Raw genomic sequence first — 15,856 nt, 5'->3', positions numbered from 1 at the left:
CAGATGAGACGCCACACACGCCGTACACCGGCGGGCGGCGGAGCCTTACGGGCCGCCACCGCGGGCGCCGCGGCCGGCGCGCTGCTGCTGGGCGCGCTCGCGCTGAGCGGCAACGCGGCCGAACCGCCCCGAACGGGCGCGTCCGCCGAGGGAGTCGGTGATACGGCTGCCGGGAAGCGGATCCTGGTCTTCTCCAAGACCGCGGGATTCCGGCACGACTCCATCCCCACCGGCATCGCGGCGCTTCGCGACCTCGGTGCGAAGAACGGGTTCACCGTCGACGCCACCGAGGACCCCGAGGCGTTCGCCCCGGCGAAGCTCGCCGCGTTCGACGCCGTGGTGTTCCTCTCCACGACCGGCGACGTGCTTGGCAAGGCCCAGCAGAAGGCCTTCGAGGGCTATATCGCCAAGGGCGGCGGCTACGTCGGCGTGCACGCGGCGGCCGACACCGAATACGAGTGGCCCTGGTACGGGCGCCTCGCCGGCGCGTACTTCAAGTCCCATCCGCACATCCAGCCGGCGACCGTGCACACCGAGGACCGCGCCCACCCGGCCACCTCCCACCTCGGCCCCACCTGGGAACGGACCGACGAGTGGTACGACTTCCGGGCCAGCCCGCGAGAGCGCACCCGCGTGCTCGCGTCACTGGACGAGAAGTCGTACACCGGCGGCACGATGGGCGCCGACCATCCGATCGCCTGGTGCCAGAAGTACGACGGCGGCCGGGCCTTCTACACCGGTGGCGGCCACACCAAGGAGTCCTACGGCGAAGAGTCCTTCAGGCAGCACCTGCTGGGCGGCATCCGCTACGCCACGGGCTCCGCACAGGCCGACTGCCGGCCCGAGAAGGGCTACACGCCCCTCTACGACGAGACGACCGGACTCGACGGCTGGAAGATGGCCGGGCCCGGACGCTTCGACGAAGCGGCGGACGGCACGCTCACCACGGTCGGCGGCATGGGGATGCTCTGGTACGGCAAGAAGGAGCTGTCCTCCTACTCGCTGAAACTCGACTGGAAGATGACCGGAGACGACAACTCCGGCGTCTTCATCGGGTTCCCCGCCTCCGACGACCCCTGGTCCGCGGTGAACAAGGGCTACGAGATCCAGATCGACGCGAGCGACGCGCCGGAGAAGACGACCGGCGCCGTGTACGGCTTCAAGTCGGCCGACCTCGCAGCCCGCGACAAGGCCCTCAACCCGCCCGGCTCCTGGAACACGTACGAGATCCGGGTGACGGGCGAACGCGTCCAGGTGCTGCTCAACGGCACACGGGTCAACGACTTCACCAACAAGGACCCCGAACGCAGCCTCAAGGAGGGACACATCGGGCTGCAGAACCACGGCGACGGGGACGAGGTGGCCTTCCGCGACATCCGGCTCCGCGAACTCCGGGAGCCGGCCGGGTCCACGCCGGGCAAGTGACGGCGACGTGACGGCCCGCGCGCGGCAGTCCGAGGGGGACCGCGGCGCGCGGGCAAACGGCGGGGAGGAGAACGCCGACTCCTCCCCGCCGTGCGGAACCGCTCGCGCTGTGCGGCCTCCCCCTGGAGGGGGCACCCTGTGTGGGGGCCCAGCCCCCGGTGTGGGCACGCGCTCCGCGCGAGGGGCGGCTGCACTGGATGTGCGGCTCCGCCACGCGGGGCGGGCACACCTCCGAGGTGTGGGCACGCGGTCCGCCAAGGGGCGGAACGGGTGGGCACACCGGACCGCACCCGCGCAGGGTTCCGTACCCCGCACCCAACGTCCGCGCCGCGGTGAGGGGTTGGCCCCAGACCCGCCCCTACCCGTTTCTTCCGGGGCTCCCGCCCCAGACCCCAGCCGCGCTCCGCGCGGAAAGCAAGGAAGGGGGCTCCCGCCCCGGGCCGCGCTCCGCGCGGAAAGGCAAGACAGGGGCTGCCGCCCCGGGCTCGACCCGCGGGGCGGGGAGGGATTCGGGGCGGGGCCCCGGACCCCACTGGCGGGGAGGGGAGCGGGGCGCCCCGGGCCCCGCCCGTGGGGCGGAGGAGGCCGGGGCGCGTCCCGGCCCCCGCGGCATGCGCGGCGCACGCGCCCCGCGCGAAGTGGCGTTTAGTGACGGCGAGTTCAGTCGGGAGGCAGGCGTGACACACAGCGACCAGGTGGAACGACAGGGAACGGAACAGGACCCTCACCCCGAAGGGGACAGAGCGCAACGGACCGGCGTATGGCTCATCGGCGCACGCGGCTCCGTCGCCACGACCACCGTCGCCGGCTGCGCCGCCGTCGCCGCGGGCCTGCACCCGCCCGACGGCATGGTGACCGAGACCGCGCCCTTCGCGGCCAGCGGCCTCCCACCGCTCGACTCCCTCGTCTTCGGCGGCCACGACACCGCCTCCTGCCCGCTGCCGAAGCGGGCCGAGACTCTCGCCGAGGGCGGCGTGCTGCCGCACGGGCTGCCCGCCGCCGTACGCGGCGAACTCGCCGCCGCCGACGCGGCGGTACGCGGAGGCGGCCCCGTACCGGGCGACCCGCGCGGCGCGGACGAGCTGATCGCGGACTTCGCCGCGGACCTCACCGCGTTCCGCGACGAGCACGGGCTGGCCACCGCCGTGGTCGTCAACGTCGCCTCCACCGAAGCCGCTTCGGGAGACGGGGCTCTGCCGGCGAGTTCCCTGTACGCCGCGGCCGCGCTCCGCGCCGGCTGCCCGTACGTCAACTTCACGCCCTCCACAGGGCTGCACCATCCGCGGCTCGCGGAGGAGGCCCGTACGGCCGGCGTGCCGTACGCCGGGCGGGACGGCAAGACGGGGCAGACGCTGCTGCGTTCCGTGCTCGCGCCGATGTTCGCGCAGCGGGCGCTGGCCGTACGGGCGTGGTCCGGTACGAACCTGCTCGGCGGCGGCGACGGGGCCGCGCTCGCCGACCCCGCCGCGGCGGCGGCCAAGAACGCGGGCAAGGAACGGGTGCTGCACGACACGCTCGGCCATGTCCCGGACGGCGAGGTCCACATCGACGACGTGCCGGCGCTGGGGGACTGGAAGACGGCCTGGGACCACGTGGCCTTCGACGGATTCCTCGGCTCCCGGATGGTGCTCCAGACGATCTGGCAGGGCTGCGACTCGGCGCTCGCCGCGCCGCTCGTCCTGGACCTGGCGCGTCTCGTGGCCCGCGCCCAGGAGGTCGGTCTCACCGGGCCCGTCGACGGGCTCGGCTTCTACTTCAAGGACCCCGACACCGGGCCCGCGGATCTGGCGGGGCAGTGGACGGCGCTGCTCGCGCTGGCGGCGCGGCTGGGGGAGGGGCGCGGATGACCCCCGCCCTGCGCGACTGGTGCGAACTGCTGCGCGTGTCCGCGCTGTTCACCGTGCCGGGCGACGCGCTGACCGGCGCGGCCGCGGTGGGCCGCGCCCCGAACCGGGGTACGGCGCTGGCCGCGGGCGCGTCGCTGTGCCTGTACAGCGCCGGTATGGCCCTCAACGACTGGTCGGACCGCGAGGTCGACGCCGTCGAACGCCCCGAACGCCCGCTTCCGTCGGGGCGCATCAGCCCCGCCGCGGCCCTCACCGCGTCGGCGGCGCTGACGGGCACGGCCCTCGCCCTCGCCTCCCGCGCGGGCCGCGCCCCCTTGGCGACGGCGACGGCCCTGGCAGGCGCGGTATGGGCCTACGACCTCCACCTCAAACACACCCCCTGGTCAGCCGCCACCATGGCCACCACCCGAACCCTGGACCTCCTCCTGGGAGCGGTGGCGACGACGGCGCGTCGCGATGAGCCCCAACGCCGCGACACGGGGCGGGACATGGGGGCAGGAGTCAGCTCGGAGGGGGCCCGGAACGCGCTCCGGGATGCCGTCACGCTCGGGGCGCATACGTTTGCTGTGACTTCCGTGTCGCGGCGGGAGGCCCGAGGTGGGGGCGCCCACATCGCGCTCGCCGCGTTGGGTGCTGTCGGAGGGGTTGCCGCCACGCTGCGCGGGAACGCCGCGCCCCTCGCCGCCGCGTACGCCGTGACCGCCGCGCGCCCCCTCGTACACGCCGTCCTCAACCCGTCCGCGCCGCTCCTGCAGCGCGCCGTCGGCGGGGGGATCCGCGCCACGATCCCCCTCCAGGCCGCGCTCGCCGCCCGCGCCGCGGCCCCGTACACGGCCGTCCCGCTCCTCGCGCTGCTGCCCCTGGCCCGCCGCCTCTCCCGGAAGGTGAGCCCGACGTGACCGCCCTCCGGTACGCCTACGGCACCAACGGTCTGGCCGACCTCCGGCTGCACGACGCGATCCCGCTGCTCGCCGAACTCGGCTACGACGGCGTCGGCCTGACGCTCGATCACATGCACCTCGACCCGCTCGCGCCGGGCCTTGCCCACCGTACGGCCGCCGTCGCGCGCACCCTCGCGCGGCACCGGATGACCGTCACGGTGGAGACCGGCGGACGGTACGTGCTCGATCCGCGCCGCAAACACCACCCCACGCTCCTCGACCCCGATCCGGACGCCCGCGCCGCCCGGATCGGACTGCTGCGTACGGCGATCGGTGTCGCCGCCGACCTGGGGGCGCACGCCGTGCACTGCTTCAGCGGCGTGCTCCCGCCGGGCTGTACGGAACGCGACGCGTGGCCCCGCCTCACCGACGGCATCGGCGCACTGCTGCACACCGCCGAGGCCGCCGGCACACCGCTCGCCGTGGAACCCGAACCCGGCCATCTGCTCGGCGACTTGGCCGCCTTCCACCGGCTGCGCCGGGCTCTGGGCGAGCACCCGCTGCTGGGGCTGACCCTCGACGTCGGGCACTGCCAGTGCCTCGAACCCGCGCCGCCCGACCGATGCGTGGCGGACGCCGCGCCGTGGCTGCGGCACGTACAGATCGAGGACATGCGGCGCGGTGTGCACGAGCATCTGCCGTTCGGCGAGGGCGAGATCGACTTCCCGCCGGTGCTGGAGGCACTGGCGGCGGCCGGCTACGAGGGGCTGGTCACCGTGGAACTGCCCCGCGACTCGCACGCGGGCCCCGAGCGGGCGCGCGACGCGATCCGCTTCCTCAAACGGGCCGAGTACGCCGAACCGGCCCCCACCCCCGCGACCGACCCCACCCCCGTCACCGACCCCACCCCCGAACCCGTGACCGCCCCCGTCCCCGACACCGCCCGGAGGGCCGCCCCGTGATGACTCAGCTTGCCTCGCTGCGCACCTCCCTCGAACTCCGGCTGACCCCGGAGGCCCGCACCTGGCTGCACGACGCGCTGGAGGACGCCGCGGACGGCGTCCCGCCGGACGCGGGCGGCACGGCGGCACGCCACCGTACGCACTGGGAACGGCACTTCGCCGAAGCCGGCCGCCGCTGCCGGGCCGCCCCCCAGCCCTCCGCAGGCCCCGCCCCCGCCGAACCCGCCGACACCCCCGTAACCCCCGACCCGGACCCCGACACCCACAGTCCCGCCGAGCAGGCGCGCGTCCTGCTGCTGCACGCCGCCGCGCCGGACGCCGCCGTCGTCGCCCGGCTGTACCGGCAGGGCACGACGCCCGAACGCCGCGCCGTACTCCTCGCCCTGCCGTCCCTCCCGCTGCGCGACGGCCCCGACGCCGTACCCCTGCTGCACGACGCGCTGCGCACCAACGACACCCGCCTGGTCGCCGCCGCGCTCGGCCCGTACGCGGCGCACCTCGACGATCACGCGTGGCGGCACGCCGTACTCAAGTGCCTGTTCACCGGCGTGCCGCTCGCTGTCGTGCACGGGCTGGACAGGCGCGCGGAAGGGGACGCCGAACTGGCCCGGATGCTCACCGACTTCGCCCGCGAGCGCACCGCCGCCGGACGCCCCGTACCGGAGGACCTCACCCGGACCCTGGCCCTCACCGGGGCCCCGTCAGAACCGCAACGGCAGCCCGCAGGACCGTCCCGACAGGAGGCCTGATGCGCATCTTCGACCCGCACATCCACATGACGTCGCGCACCACCGACGACTACGCCGCCATGTACGGGGCGGGCGTCCGCGCCGTCGTCGAACCGTCCTTCTGGCTGGGCCAGCCCCGCACCTCCCCGGCGTCCTTCACGGACTACTTCGACTCCCTCCTCGGCTGGGAGCCCTACCGCGCGGCACAGCACGGCATCGCGCACCACTGCACGCTCGCCCTCAACCCCAAGGAGGCCAACGACCCCCGCTGCGTACCCGTACTGGACGAACTGCCGCGCTATCTGGTCAAGGACGGCGTCGTCGCCGTCGGCGAGATCGGGTACGACTCCATGACCCCGGCGGAGGACACGGCGCTCGCCGCGCAGCTCGAACTCGCCGCGGAGTACGGCCTGCCCGCGCTCGTGCACACCCCGCACCGCGACAAGGCCGCGGGCCTGGCCCGCACCCTCGACGTACTGGGCGAGTCGCGGCTGCCGCCGGAACGCGTGCTCCTCGACCACCTCACCGAGACCACCGTGGGCCCCGCCGCCGACAGCGGCTGCTGGCTCGGCTTCTCCATCTACCCCGACACCAAGATGGACGAGCACCGCATGGTCCGGCTGCTGCGGCTGCACGGCACGGACCGCGTACTGGTCAACTCGGCCGCCGACTGGGGCCGCAGCGACCCGCTCAAGACCCGCGCCGTCGGCGAGGCCATGCTCGGCGCCGGCTTCACCGACGACGACGTGGACCGGGTGCTGTGGCGCAACCCGGTCGCCTTCTACGAGCTGAGCGGCCGTCTCGACCTGGCCGCGCCCGAGCCCGCCGACGGCCTGCACGAGGGCAACTCCGTGCTCCGCGGCGGGGAATGAGAAGCGGGAGGGGTCATGCGTTTCCGGCATCCGGACGGTTCCACCGTCCATCTCGCGTACTGCACCAACGTGCACGCCGCCGAGGACTTCGACGGAGTGCTGCGCCAGCTGGGCGAGTTCGCCGAGCCCGTACGCCGCAGGCTGCACCGCGACCGGCTCGGCATCGGCCTGTGGCTCGCCCGGGACGCCGTCCGCGTCCTCACCTCCGACCCGGCGGCCCTGCGCACCCTGCGCGCCGAACTGGAGCGGCGCGGCCTGGAGGTCGTCACCCTGAACGGGTTCCCCTACCGCGGGTTCGGCGACGAACGGGTCAAGTACCGCGTGTACCGGCCCGACTGGACCGAGGCAGCGCGGCTCGACCACACCGTCGACCTGGCCCGGCTGCTCACCGGACTGCTGCCCGACGACGCCACCGAGGGCAGCGTCTCCACCCTGCCGCTCGCCTGGCGCACGGACTTCACCCCGGAACGCCGCAGGACGGCGCTCGACGCGCTGACCACCCTTGCGCACCGGCTCGACGCGCTGGAGGAACTGACGGGCCGCAGCGTACGGATCGGCCTGGAGCCGGAACCGGGCTGCACGGTGGAGACCACCGCCGACGCCGTCGCCGCGCTGACCGGCGACGGGGCGCCGCCCGCACACCGGATCGGCGTCTGCGTGGACACCTGCCATCTGGCAGCACAGTTCGAGGACCCCGGTACGTCGCTGGCCGCGCTGTCCGCCGCCGGCATCCCCGTGGTCAAGTCCCAGCTGTCCGCGGCGCTGCACGCCGACGAGCCCGCACGGCCCGAAGTGCGCGCCGCGCTCGCCGACTTCGACGAACCCCGCTTTTTGCACCAGACCCGCGCCCGCACCGAGGACGGCTCCGTACGGTCCGTCGACGACCTGGACGTGGCACTCCAGTCCGGCGCCCTGCCGCACACCGGACCGTGGCGCTCCCACTTCCACGTACCGCTGCACGCGCCACTGGCCGCACCGCTGTCCGCCACCACCGGCGTACTGCGCGACACGCTGACCCTCCTGGTGGGCGGCGCCGAACCCGTGACCCGGCACCTGGAGGTCGAGACGTACACCTGGCACGCCCTCCCCGCCGGCCTGCGCCCCCGCAACCGCGCACAGCTCGCCGACGGCATCGCCGCCGAACTGGCCGTGGCCCGCGACATGCTGACCGACCTCGGCCTCAAGGAGCTGCCGTGACCGCCGTCCCCGCGACGCCGCACCCCCTCCTCGTCCTCGACGTCGTCGGCCTCACCCCGCGGCTCCTCGACCACATGCCGCACCTGCGGAACCTCGCACAGTCCGGCGGCTCGACGCCCCTCCAGACCGTGCTGCCCGCCGTCACCTGTGCCGCACAGTCGACGTTCCTCACCGGCGAACTGCCCTCCGGGCACGGCATCGTGGGCAACGGCTGGTACTTCCGCGAACTGGGCGACGTCCTGCTGTGGCGGCAGCACAACGCACTCGTCGGCGGGGACAAACTGTGGGACGCCGCCCGGCGCCGGCACCCCGGCTACACCGTGGCCAACATCTGCTGGTGGTACGCCATGGGCGCCGACACCGACTGGACCGTCACCCCGCGGCCCGTCTACTACGCCGACGGCCGCAAGGAACCCGACTGCTACACCCGGCCCCCCGCCCTGCACGACGAACTCACGGACGAACTGGGCACGTTCCCCCTGTTCCACTTCTGGGGCCCCGGCGCGGACCTCGTCTCCTCCCGCTGGATCGTCGACGCCACCCGGCACCTCCTGCGCACCCGCCGCCCCGACCTGGCCCTCGCCTACGTCCCGCACCTCGACTACGACCTGCAGCGGTACGGACCCGACGACCCGCGCGCGGGACAGGCGGCAGCCGAACTGGACGCCGTTCTCGCCCCGTTGCTCGCGGACGCGCAGGCGGAGGGCCGTACGGTCGTCGTCCTGTCCGAGTACGGCATCACCCGCGTCAACCGGCCCGTGCACCTGAACCGGGTGCTGCGCCGCGCGGGCCTCCTGGAAGTGCACACACAGGACGGCATGGAGTACCTCGACACGATGGCCTCCCGCGCCTTCGCCGTCGCGGACCACCAGCTCGCCCACGTGTACGTGCGCAGGGCCGAGGACATGGACGCCGTACGCGAGGCCCTCACCGGCGTACCCGGCGTCGGTGAACTCCTCGACGAGCGCGGCAAGAAGGAGGCCGGCCTCGACCACCCGCGCTCCGGCGAACTCGTCGCCGTCGCCGAACCGGACGCCTGGTTCACGTACTACTACTGGCTCGACGACACGTACGCGCCCGACTTCGCGCAGCTGGTCGAGATCCACCGCAAACCGGGCTACGACCCGGCGGAACTGTTCATGGACCCCCTCGACCCGTACGTACGGCTGCGCGCGGCGGCTGCACTGGCCCGCAAGAAGACCGGTATGCGGTACCGCATGGCCGTGGTGCCCCTCGACGCCTCCCCGGTACGCGGCAGCCACGGGCGGCTCCCGCAGACGGAGGACGAGGGGCCCGTACTGCTGTGCTCGCGGCCCCAAGTCCTCGACGGGGCCGGTCCTTTCCCCGCCACCGATGTCAAGGAACTGCTCCTCCACCTCGCACTGGGAGACCACTCATGACACAGAACCCCGAGCTCCAACGGCTGCTGCGGCGCCGCGGCTTCCTCGGCGTCGCCGCCGGCGCGGCGGCCGCGGGCCTGTTCGCCTCCGGCACGCCCGCGCAGGCGGCGCAGACCGCCCCGGCCGGCGGCCGCCCCGCGGTGCCGCGCGGCCGCCTCGGCATCCAGCTCTACACCGTGCGCGACCAGGTCCAGTCCCTCGGCTTCGCCCGGCTCTTCGAGGAACTGTCCCGGTACGGGTACGACGCGGTCGAGTTCGCCGGGTACACGCAGGGCACCGGCAGCATCAGCCTCAAGGCGCTGAAGAGACTCCTGCGCGAGTCCGGACTGCACGGCGTCGGCAGCCACGTGGGCTACCACTCGCAGGACCCCGCCGCGTACACGTTCGCCACCCAGCTGGAGAAGGTGATGGACGACGCGGCGGCGCTCGGCCTCCCGCACATCGGCACTGCGTCCGGGCCCGGCCGGTACGGCAACACGGTGGACGCCTGGAAGCGGGCCGCCGCGGAGTTCAACACGTACGGTGCGGCGGCGCGGCGGCGGGGCATGAAGTTCTACCAGCACAACCACCAGATGGAGTTCGCCTTCGCCGAGGACGACCCGACGGTCAGGCTGTACGACGTGCTCCTCCAGGAGACCGACCCCGAGCTGGTGTTCCTGGAGATGGACATCTACTGGGCGTACGCGGGACAGCACCGCTTCAGCGTCCGCCCCGACGGCGTCCCCGCCCCCTTCGAACCCCTCGACTACGTGCTGGCCGCGCCGCACCGCTATCCGCTCTTCCACGTGAAGGACGGCGAACACGACGAGGCCTCCGCGGACGGGTACCACATGGTCGATGTCGGCGACGGCGACATCGACTACGGCCGCTTCGTCCGCGCCGTCGCCCAACGTCCGCACGGGCGCGCCCACTTCTGGAACGTGGAACGCGACGACGCCCCCTCCCCGACCACCAACCCCGCCGGCTCCCTCTCCACAGCCCACCGCTCAGCCAGCCACCTCCGAGGCCTGCGCTAACCACGCGGCGCGCCGCGTGGGGCCCCTTCTTCCCGCCGCGGCGGGGCCGCATGAGGCCCTTCCTTCCCGCCGCAACGGGAGCCTGCACAGCACAACCGGTCGGCGGTGTGAGCGAGAGATCTGCGCTCACACCGCCGACCGGTGTCGTGCCACTCACTCGCCGCTCCGGCGGAGAAGAGGGCCGTGTCCGGCCCGGCCCCTCCGCTGCGGGCGAGGGCCGCATGGGCCCCTTCTTCCCGCCGCCGCGGGAGTCCGCACAGTGCGACCGGTCGGCGGTGTGAGCGCAGGTCTCGCTCACACCGCCGACCGGTGTCGCTCAACTCCTCGCCGCTGCGGCGGAGAAGGGCCGTGACCGGTCCGCCCCCTCCGCTGCGGGCGGGGCCGCGTGGGCCCCTTCTTCCCGCCGTGGCGGAAGTCCGCGACGCGCGACCGGTCGGCGGTGTGAGCGCGGCTTTCGCTCACACCGCCGACCGGTGTCGCTCTGCTCACCCGCCGCCGCGGCGGAGAAGGAGGCCCCTCGGGCAAGGGAGCGCCCGTCACCTTGCGGCGACGGGCGCCGAAAGGCGCTACATCACCTCGCGGCTGATCGGGTTCGGGTTGGGTTCGACCAGACGGTTGCCGCGTCGGTCGCGGCCCGGCGCCGCGAGGAAGAGCGCCATGAAGCCCGCGAACAGGGAGATCGAGCCGGCCAGGATGAACGCCCCGGAGTGGCCCCACGCGACGACGACCATGGAGCCCAGGCCCGCGCCGAGGCCGGAGACGAGCTTGGCCGAGTAGACCATGCCGTAGTTCGTCGCGTTGTAGTTCTCGCCGAAGTAGTCGGCCGTCAGCGCCGCGAACATCGGGAAGATCGCCCCGCCGCCGAAGCCGGAGATCGACGAGAAGACGAGGAACAGCGGCAGGTTCTTGATGTCCGCCGACCACAGGATGCCGAACTGGGACAGCCCCAGCACGACGCAGACGAAGACGAGGCACCGCTTGCGGCCGTAGCGGTCGGAGAGCCAGCCGATGACGCCACGCCCGGTGCCGTTGACGATCGCCTTCAGCGACATGGCCGTCGCGACGATGCCGCCCGCGAAGCCCGCCTCGTTGCCGATGTCGACCTGGAAGGCGATACCGAAGATGTTCACGCCCGAAGTGCAGGCCAGACACGCCCACAGCAGTGCCACCTTGCCGGTGCCCCACGCCTCCTTCGGGGTGAACTGCTTGATTGCCGGCGGGTTCTTCTGCAGGGACCGCCGTGCGCGCTGATCGTCCGGCGGGTTCAGCGGATCGACCTCCGCGGGCCACCAGTTCTTCGGCGGGTCCTTGAAGAAGAATCCGGCGCACGCCACGACCGCGGCGAGGAAGAGGCCGACGGACACCAGCACCCACCGGAAGTTGGTGACGTCCATGAACCCGGTGAAGAGGAACACGAACGGCACCGAACCGTAGGCGAAACCGCCGTTGACGAAGCCGGTCTTGCCGCCCCTCCGCTCCGGATACCACTTGCCGACCATGTTGACGCAGGTCGCGTAGACCATGCCGGCGCCCATGCCGGAGAACATGCTGAAGCCGATGTACGCGACGATCACGTGCGGCGCGTAGGCCAGCGACAGATAGCCCAGCAGCGTGCCGACCGCGCCGCACATCATCGCCCAGCGGGCGGGGAGTTTGCCGCTCTCGCGGAGCTTCCCCGCCGGCATGGCGACGGCGGCCTGGAAGAACACCCAGACGGTCATCATCCAGAAGATGTGGCCGCTGGCCCAGCTGTGCGCGGTGTGCAGCGTGTCCTCCGCCGACGCGAACGCGTACTCGGCGGAACTGATGCCCATCATGCCGATCCACGGCAGGATGACCATCCAGCGCCGCTTGCGTCCCATCAGGTCGATGTCGGTCTCCCCGATGCGGAAGACACGGCCGTTGCGGTCGGTCACCTCCCGGAAGGGGACGGCCGACGGCACTTCTGTGGTTGTCATGTGTCGCACTCCTTGCAAGAAGAGAGTCTGGTCAGCGCCCCCTGTCCGGATCTCTTTCGGCCTTGCGGTGGTGCACGACCCCGTCAGTCGTACGGGGCCGTCATGCGGCGACTCTCCGAGGCCAACCCCCGTACCCCCGCCCGGGGTTGGCCGGCCCGGCCTCTCACGGCAGCAGCCCTGCCGCCCGGGCCCACTGGTACTTCGCTCCGAGGACCGCGACCGGCTTCTCCGTCGTGTACGGGTACGCCGGGACGCCCCGTTCGAAGAGGTACGCGCACGCCTCCTCGACCTCCACGTCGCCGGCCAGCGACGCGACGACGGGCTTGTGGATGCCCCGCTCCCGCGCCTCCGCGACGACGCGCGCGGTGAGTTCGGCGAAGACCATCGGCGGGGTGACGATCGTGTGCCAGTAGCCGAGGACCAGCGCGTGGATGCGGGGGTCCTCCAGGCCCAGCCGGATCGTCGCCTCGTACGTGGACGGCGGCTCGCCGCCCGTGATGTCGACCGGGTTGCCCGCCGCGCCGAACGGCGGGATGAACTCGCGGAACGCCGCGTCCAGATCCGGCGGGATGTCCATCAGGTGCAGCCCGTTGTCGACGATCGCGTCGGACAGCAGCACCCCCGAACCGCCCGCGCCGGTGATGATGACCGTGTTGTCGCCCTGCGGCGCCGGCATGACGGGCAGCGCCCGCGCGTACTCCAGCATGTCGTTGAGGCCCGGCGCCCGGATCACGCCCGCCTGCCGCAGCACGTCGTCGTACACGGCGTCGTCCCCGGCCAGCGCGCCCGTGTGGGAGCCGGCGGCCTTCGCGCCCGCGCTGGTCCGGCCGGCCTTCAGCACGACGACCGGCTTCTTGCGCACCGTCTCGCGGGCCGCGTCCACGAAGGCCCGGCCGTCCTTGAGGTCTTCGAGGTGCATGGCGACGACCTCGGTGTGCGGGTCGTCGGCGAAGTACGTGAGCAGGTCGTCCTCGTCGATGTCGGACTTGTTGCCGAGCCCGACGATCGCCGAGACACCCGTCTTCGTGCTCCGCGCGAACCCGAGGATGGCCATGCCGATGCCGCCCGACTGGGACGTCAGCGCCACACCGCCACGCACGTCGTACGGCGTGCAGAACGTGGCGCACAGGTCCTGCCAAGTCGAGTAGTAGCCGTAGATGTTGGGGCCAAGCAGCCGCACCCCGTACCGTTCGGCTATCGCCACGATCTCGTCCTGGAGCTGCTGCTCGCCGGTCTCGGCGAAGCCGGAGGGAATCAGCACGGCGTTGGGTATCCCCCTCCTTCCGACCTCCTCCAGGGCGCCCGCGACGAATTTCGCGGGAATGGCGAAGACCGCCACATCGACGTCCCCCGGTACGTCCTTCACCGTCTTGTACGCCTTGCGGCCGAGAATGTCATCGGCTTTGGGATTCACCGGATGGATTTCTCCCGGGAAGCCGCCGTCGATGAGGTTCCGCATCACCGAATTGCCTATCTTGCCCTGCTCGTTGGAGGCGCCGATGACGGTGACGGACTGCGGCTGCATCAGCCGCCGCATCGACGTCTGGATCTCCGCCTTCGAGTAGCGCCGCCGCTCGCGCGGCGTGCCCTCGGTGAGCAGGATGCGGATGTCCGCGGCGAGGACGCCGTCGGCCGTGGCGAACACCGGGTTGAGGTCGATCTCCGCCACCTCGGGGAAGTCCGCGGCCAGTTCGGACACCAGCCGGATCAGTCCGGCCAGCGCCTTCCGGTCGACGGCCGGCCCGCCCCGCACGCCCTTGAGGATCTCCGCGGCCCGGATGCCGTCCAGCATGGACAGCGCGTCCTCTTCGCTCGCCGGGGCGAGCCGGAAGGTGACGTCCTTGAGCACCTCGACGAGCACCCCGCCGAGCCCGAACGCGACGATCTTGCCGAATGTCGGATCGGTGACAGTGCCGACCAGCACCTCCGTTCCCGCGGGCGCCATCTGCTGCACCTGTACGCCGTGCACGTGCGCATCGGCGTCGTACTCGCGCGCGTTGGCGACGATCTCGGTGAAAGCGGCCCGTACGCCGGCCGCCGAGTCGACGCCCACCCGGACCCCGCCGGCGTCGGTCTTGTGCAGGATCTGCGGGGAGACGATCTTCATGGCGACGGGGAAGCCGATCCGGTCGGCCAGCGCCACCGCCTCGTCGGCAGTCTCGGCCAGCCCCTCGTCCGGCACCGGGATGCCGTACGCGTCGGCGATCTGCTTGCCCTCCGGCGCGGTGAGCGCCGTACGTCCCGCGGCGCGGGCGGCATCCAGCACCGCCCGTACCGCTTCTCGGCTGTGCGTACCGTTCATCGCTCAGATCACTCCGTTCGTCTTGAGGAGACGTATCTCCTCGTCGCCGAGCCCGAGTTCGCCGACGTACACCTCTTCGTTGTGCTCGCCGAGCAGCGGCGAGGAGGTGATCTCGACGGGGGAGTCGGAGAGCTTCATGGGGGAGCCGACCGTGGTGAAGCTGCCGCGCGTCGGGTGCTCCACCTCGACGATCATCCCGTTCTCCGCGAGGGACGCGTCCTCGACGATCTCCTTCGTCGAAAGGATCGGCCCACAGGGGATGTTGTGGGAGTTCAGCGCCTCCAGCACCTGCCACTTGGGCAGCGTCGCCGACCACTCCTCGATCAGCTGGAACATCTTGCCGAGCTTCGGCAGCCGCGCCTCGGGCGTGTTCCAGTCGGGGTCGTCGGCCAGTTCGGGCCGGCCGATCAGCTCGGTCAGCGGCTGCCAGCCGACGGGCTGCACGATGACGTACACGTAGTCGTTCGGCCCGCCCGGCGCGCAGCGCACCGCCCAGCCGGGCTGTCCGCCGCCGCTGGCGTTCCCGGAGCGGGGCACCTCGTCGCCGAAGTCCTCGTTCGGGTACTCGGCCAACGCGCCGTGCGACAGCCGCTGTTGGTCGCGCAGTTTGACCCGGCACAGGTTGAGCACGGCGTGCTGCATGGCGACGTTCACCCGCTGGCCGCGCCCGGTCCGCTCGCGCTGCAGCAGCGCCGCGAGGATGCCGGCGACGGCGTGCACGCCGGTGCCGGAGTCGCCGATCTGCGCGCCGGTCGCCATCGGCGGCCCGTCCTCGAAGCCGGTGGTCGACATGGAGCCGCCCATGGCCTGCGCGACGACCTCGTACGCCTTGAAGTTGGTGTACGGGCCCTCGCCGAAGCCCTTGATGGAGGCGTAGACGAGCCGCGGGTTGATCTCCTGGATGCGGTCCCAGGTGAAGCCCATCCGGTCGACGGCACCCGGCCCGAAGTTCTCCACCAGGACGTCGCTGCGGGCGATGAGTTCGGTGAGGATCTCCTTGCCGCGCTCCGATTTGGTGTTGAGGGTGATGCTCCGCTTGTTGCAGTTGAGCATCGTGAAGTAGAGCGAGTCGACGTCCGGCACGTCCCGCAGCTGCTTGCGGGTGATGTCGCCGGTCGTCGCCTCCAGCTTGAGCACGTCCGCGCCGAGCCAGGCGAGCAGCTGCGTGGCGGAGGGCCCGGACTGTACGTGCGTCATGTCGAGCACGCGGACGCCGCTGAGCGCCCTGGAGTCCTGGCCGGTCATGGCTGTTGTGTCGGTCATCACCG

12 protein-coding genes are annotated in these 15,856 nt (G+C 72.4%); 9 read left to right on the top strand and 3 right to left on the bottom strand.

Features of this window, described 5'->3' with window-relative positions:
* Window positions 1-3 precede the first annotated feature (3 nt).
* From AC3AGO_RS08415 to AC3AGO_RS08375, 9 genes are all read left to right on the top strand, one after another.
* Complete coding sequence (locus AC3AGO_RS08415) at window positions 4-1,425, top strand: ThuA domain-containing protein (protein WP_487819511.1); 1,422 nt, start codon at window positions 4-6, stop codon at window positions 1,423-1,425.
* Window positions 1,426-2,120: 695 nt separating this feature from the next.
* On the top strand, window positions 2,121-3,272 hold the full coding sequence (locus tag AC3AGO_RS08410; RefSeq protein ID WP_487824574.1) for an inositol-3-phosphate synthase: 1,152 nt from the start codon (window positions 2,121-2,123) through the stop codon (window positions 3,270-3,272).
* Window positions 3,269-4,171 carry an SCO3242 family prenyltransferase gene (locus tag AC3AGO_RS08405; protein ID WP_487819510.1) on the top strand — a complete coding sequence of 301 codons (903 nt, stop codon included), beginning with the start codon at window positions 3,269-3,271 and terminating at the stop codon, window positions 4,169-4,171. The genes AC3AGO_RS08410 and AC3AGO_RS08405 overlap by 4 nt, the downstream gene beginning before the upstream one ends.
* Window positions 4,168-5,115: a sugar phosphate isomerase/epimerase family protein gene (locus AC3AGO_RS08400; protein ID WP_487819509.1), complete on the top strand. Its 948-nt coding sequence runs from the start codon at window positions 4,168-4,170 to the stop codon at window positions 5,113-5,115. Before AC3AGO_RS08405 ends, AC3AGO_RS08400 begins: the two co-directional genes overlap by 4 nt.
* Window positions 5,112-5,864 carry an EboA domain-containing protein gene (locus AC3AGO_RS08395; RefSeq protein ID WP_487819508.1) on the top strand — a complete coding sequence of 251 codons (753 nt, stop codon included), beginning with the start codon at window positions 5,112-5,114 and terminating at the stop codon, window positions 5,862-5,864. Before AC3AGO_RS08400 ends, AC3AGO_RS08395 begins: the two co-directional genes overlap by 4 nt.
* Window positions 5,864-6,715: a TatD family hydrolase gene (locus AC3AGO_RS08390; protein ID WP_487819507.1), complete on the top strand. Its 852-nt coding sequence runs from the start codon at window positions 5,864-5,866 to the stop codon at window positions 6,713-6,715. Before AC3AGO_RS08395 ends, AC3AGO_RS08390 begins: the two co-directional genes overlap by 1 nt.
* Before the next feature lie 15 nt (window positions 6,716-6,730).
* A complete protein-coding gene (gene eboE, locus AC3AGO_RS08385) occupies window positions 6,731-7,912 on the top strand; it encodes a metabolite traffic protein EboE (protein ID WP_487819506.1) in 1,182 nt (393 codons plus the stop codon).
* Window positions 7,909-9,312: an alkaline phosphatase family protein gene (locus AC3AGO_RS08380; protein WP_487819505.1), complete on the top strand. Its 1,404-nt coding sequence runs from the start codon at window positions 7,909-7,911 to the stop codon at window positions 9,310-9,312. Before eboE ends, AC3AGO_RS08380 begins: the two co-directional genes overlap by 4 nt.
* Window positions 9,309-10,328 (top strand): sugar phosphate isomerase/epimerase family protein, encoded by a 1,020-nt coding sequence (locus AC3AGO_RS08375; protein ID WP_487819504.1) that lies wholly within the window; start codon window positions 9,309-9,311, stop codon window positions 10,326-10,328. Before AC3AGO_RS08380 ends, AC3AGO_RS08375 begins: the two co-directional genes overlap by 4 nt.
* A gap of 566 nt (window positions 10,329-10,894) precedes the next feature.
* On the opposite strand, the gene AC3AGO_RS08370 is transcribed toward AC3AGO_RS08375, so the two are convergent.
* From AC3AGO_RS08370 to frc, 3 genes are all read right to left on the bottom strand, one after another.
* Window positions 10,895-12,286 (bottom strand): OFA family MFS transporter, encoded by a 1,392-nt coding sequence (locus tag AC3AGO_RS08370; RefSeq protein WP_487819503.1) that lies wholly within the window; start codon window positions 12,284-12,286, stop codon window positions 10,895-10,897.
* 163 nt (window positions 12,287-12,449) lie between these two features.
* Window positions 12,450-14,588: an acetate--CoA ligase family protein gene (locus tag AC3AGO_RS08365; RefSeq protein WP_487819502.1), complete on the bottom strand. Its 2,139-nt coding sequence runs from the start codon at window positions 14,586-14,588 to the stop codon at window positions 12,450-12,452.
* Window positions 14,589-14,591: 3 nt separating this feature from the next.
* Entirely contained in the window at window positions 14,592-15,851 is a 1,260-nt protein-coding gene (frc, locus tag AC3AGO_RS08360) for a formyl-CoA transferase (RefSeq protein WP_487819501.1), read from the bottom strand.
* Window positions 15,852-15,856 lie beyond the last annotated feature (5 nt).

This window comes from Streptomyces sp. BL1, assembly GCF_057628045.1.
This window is presented reverse-complemented; position numbering and strand designations above follow the sequence as displayed.

What these genes read in the sequence shown, in the direction of transcription:
- eboE (WP_487819506.1), top strand. Translation starts at nt 6,731, where the DNA reads ATGCGTTTCCGGCATCCGGACGGTTCCACCGTCCATCTCGCGTACTGC.
- AC3AGO_RS08390 (WP_487819507.1), top strand. Translation starts at nt 5,864, where the DNA reads ATGCGCATCTTCGACCCGCACATCCACATGACGTCGCGCACCACCGAC.
- AC3AGO_RS08375 (WP_487819504.1), top strand. Translation starts at nt 9,309, where the DNA reads ATGACACAGAACCCCGAGCTCCAACGGCTGCTGCGGCGCCGCGGCTTC.
- frc (WP_487819501.1), bottom strand. Translation starts at nt 15,851, where the DNA reads ATGACCGACACAACAGCCATGACCGGCCAGGACTCCAGGGCGCTCAGC.
- AC3AGO_RS08365 (WP_487819502.1), bottom strand. Translation starts at nt 14,588, where the DNA reads ATGAACGGTACGCACAGCCGAGAAGCGGTACGGGCGGTGCTGGATGCC.
- AC3AGO_RS08370 (WP_487819503.1), bottom strand. Translation starts at nt 12,286, where the DNA reads ATGACAACCACAGAAGTGCCGTCGGCCGTCCCCTTCCGGGAGGTGACC.
- AC3AGO_RS08405 (WP_487819510.1), top strand. Translation starts at nt 3,269, where the DNA reads ATGACCCCCGCCCTGCGCGACTGGTGCGAACTGCTGCGCGTGTCCGCG.
- AC3AGO_RS08415 (WP_487819511.1), top strand. Translation starts at nt 4, where the DNA reads ATGAGACGCCACACACGCCGTACACCGGCGGGCGGCGGAGCCTTACGG.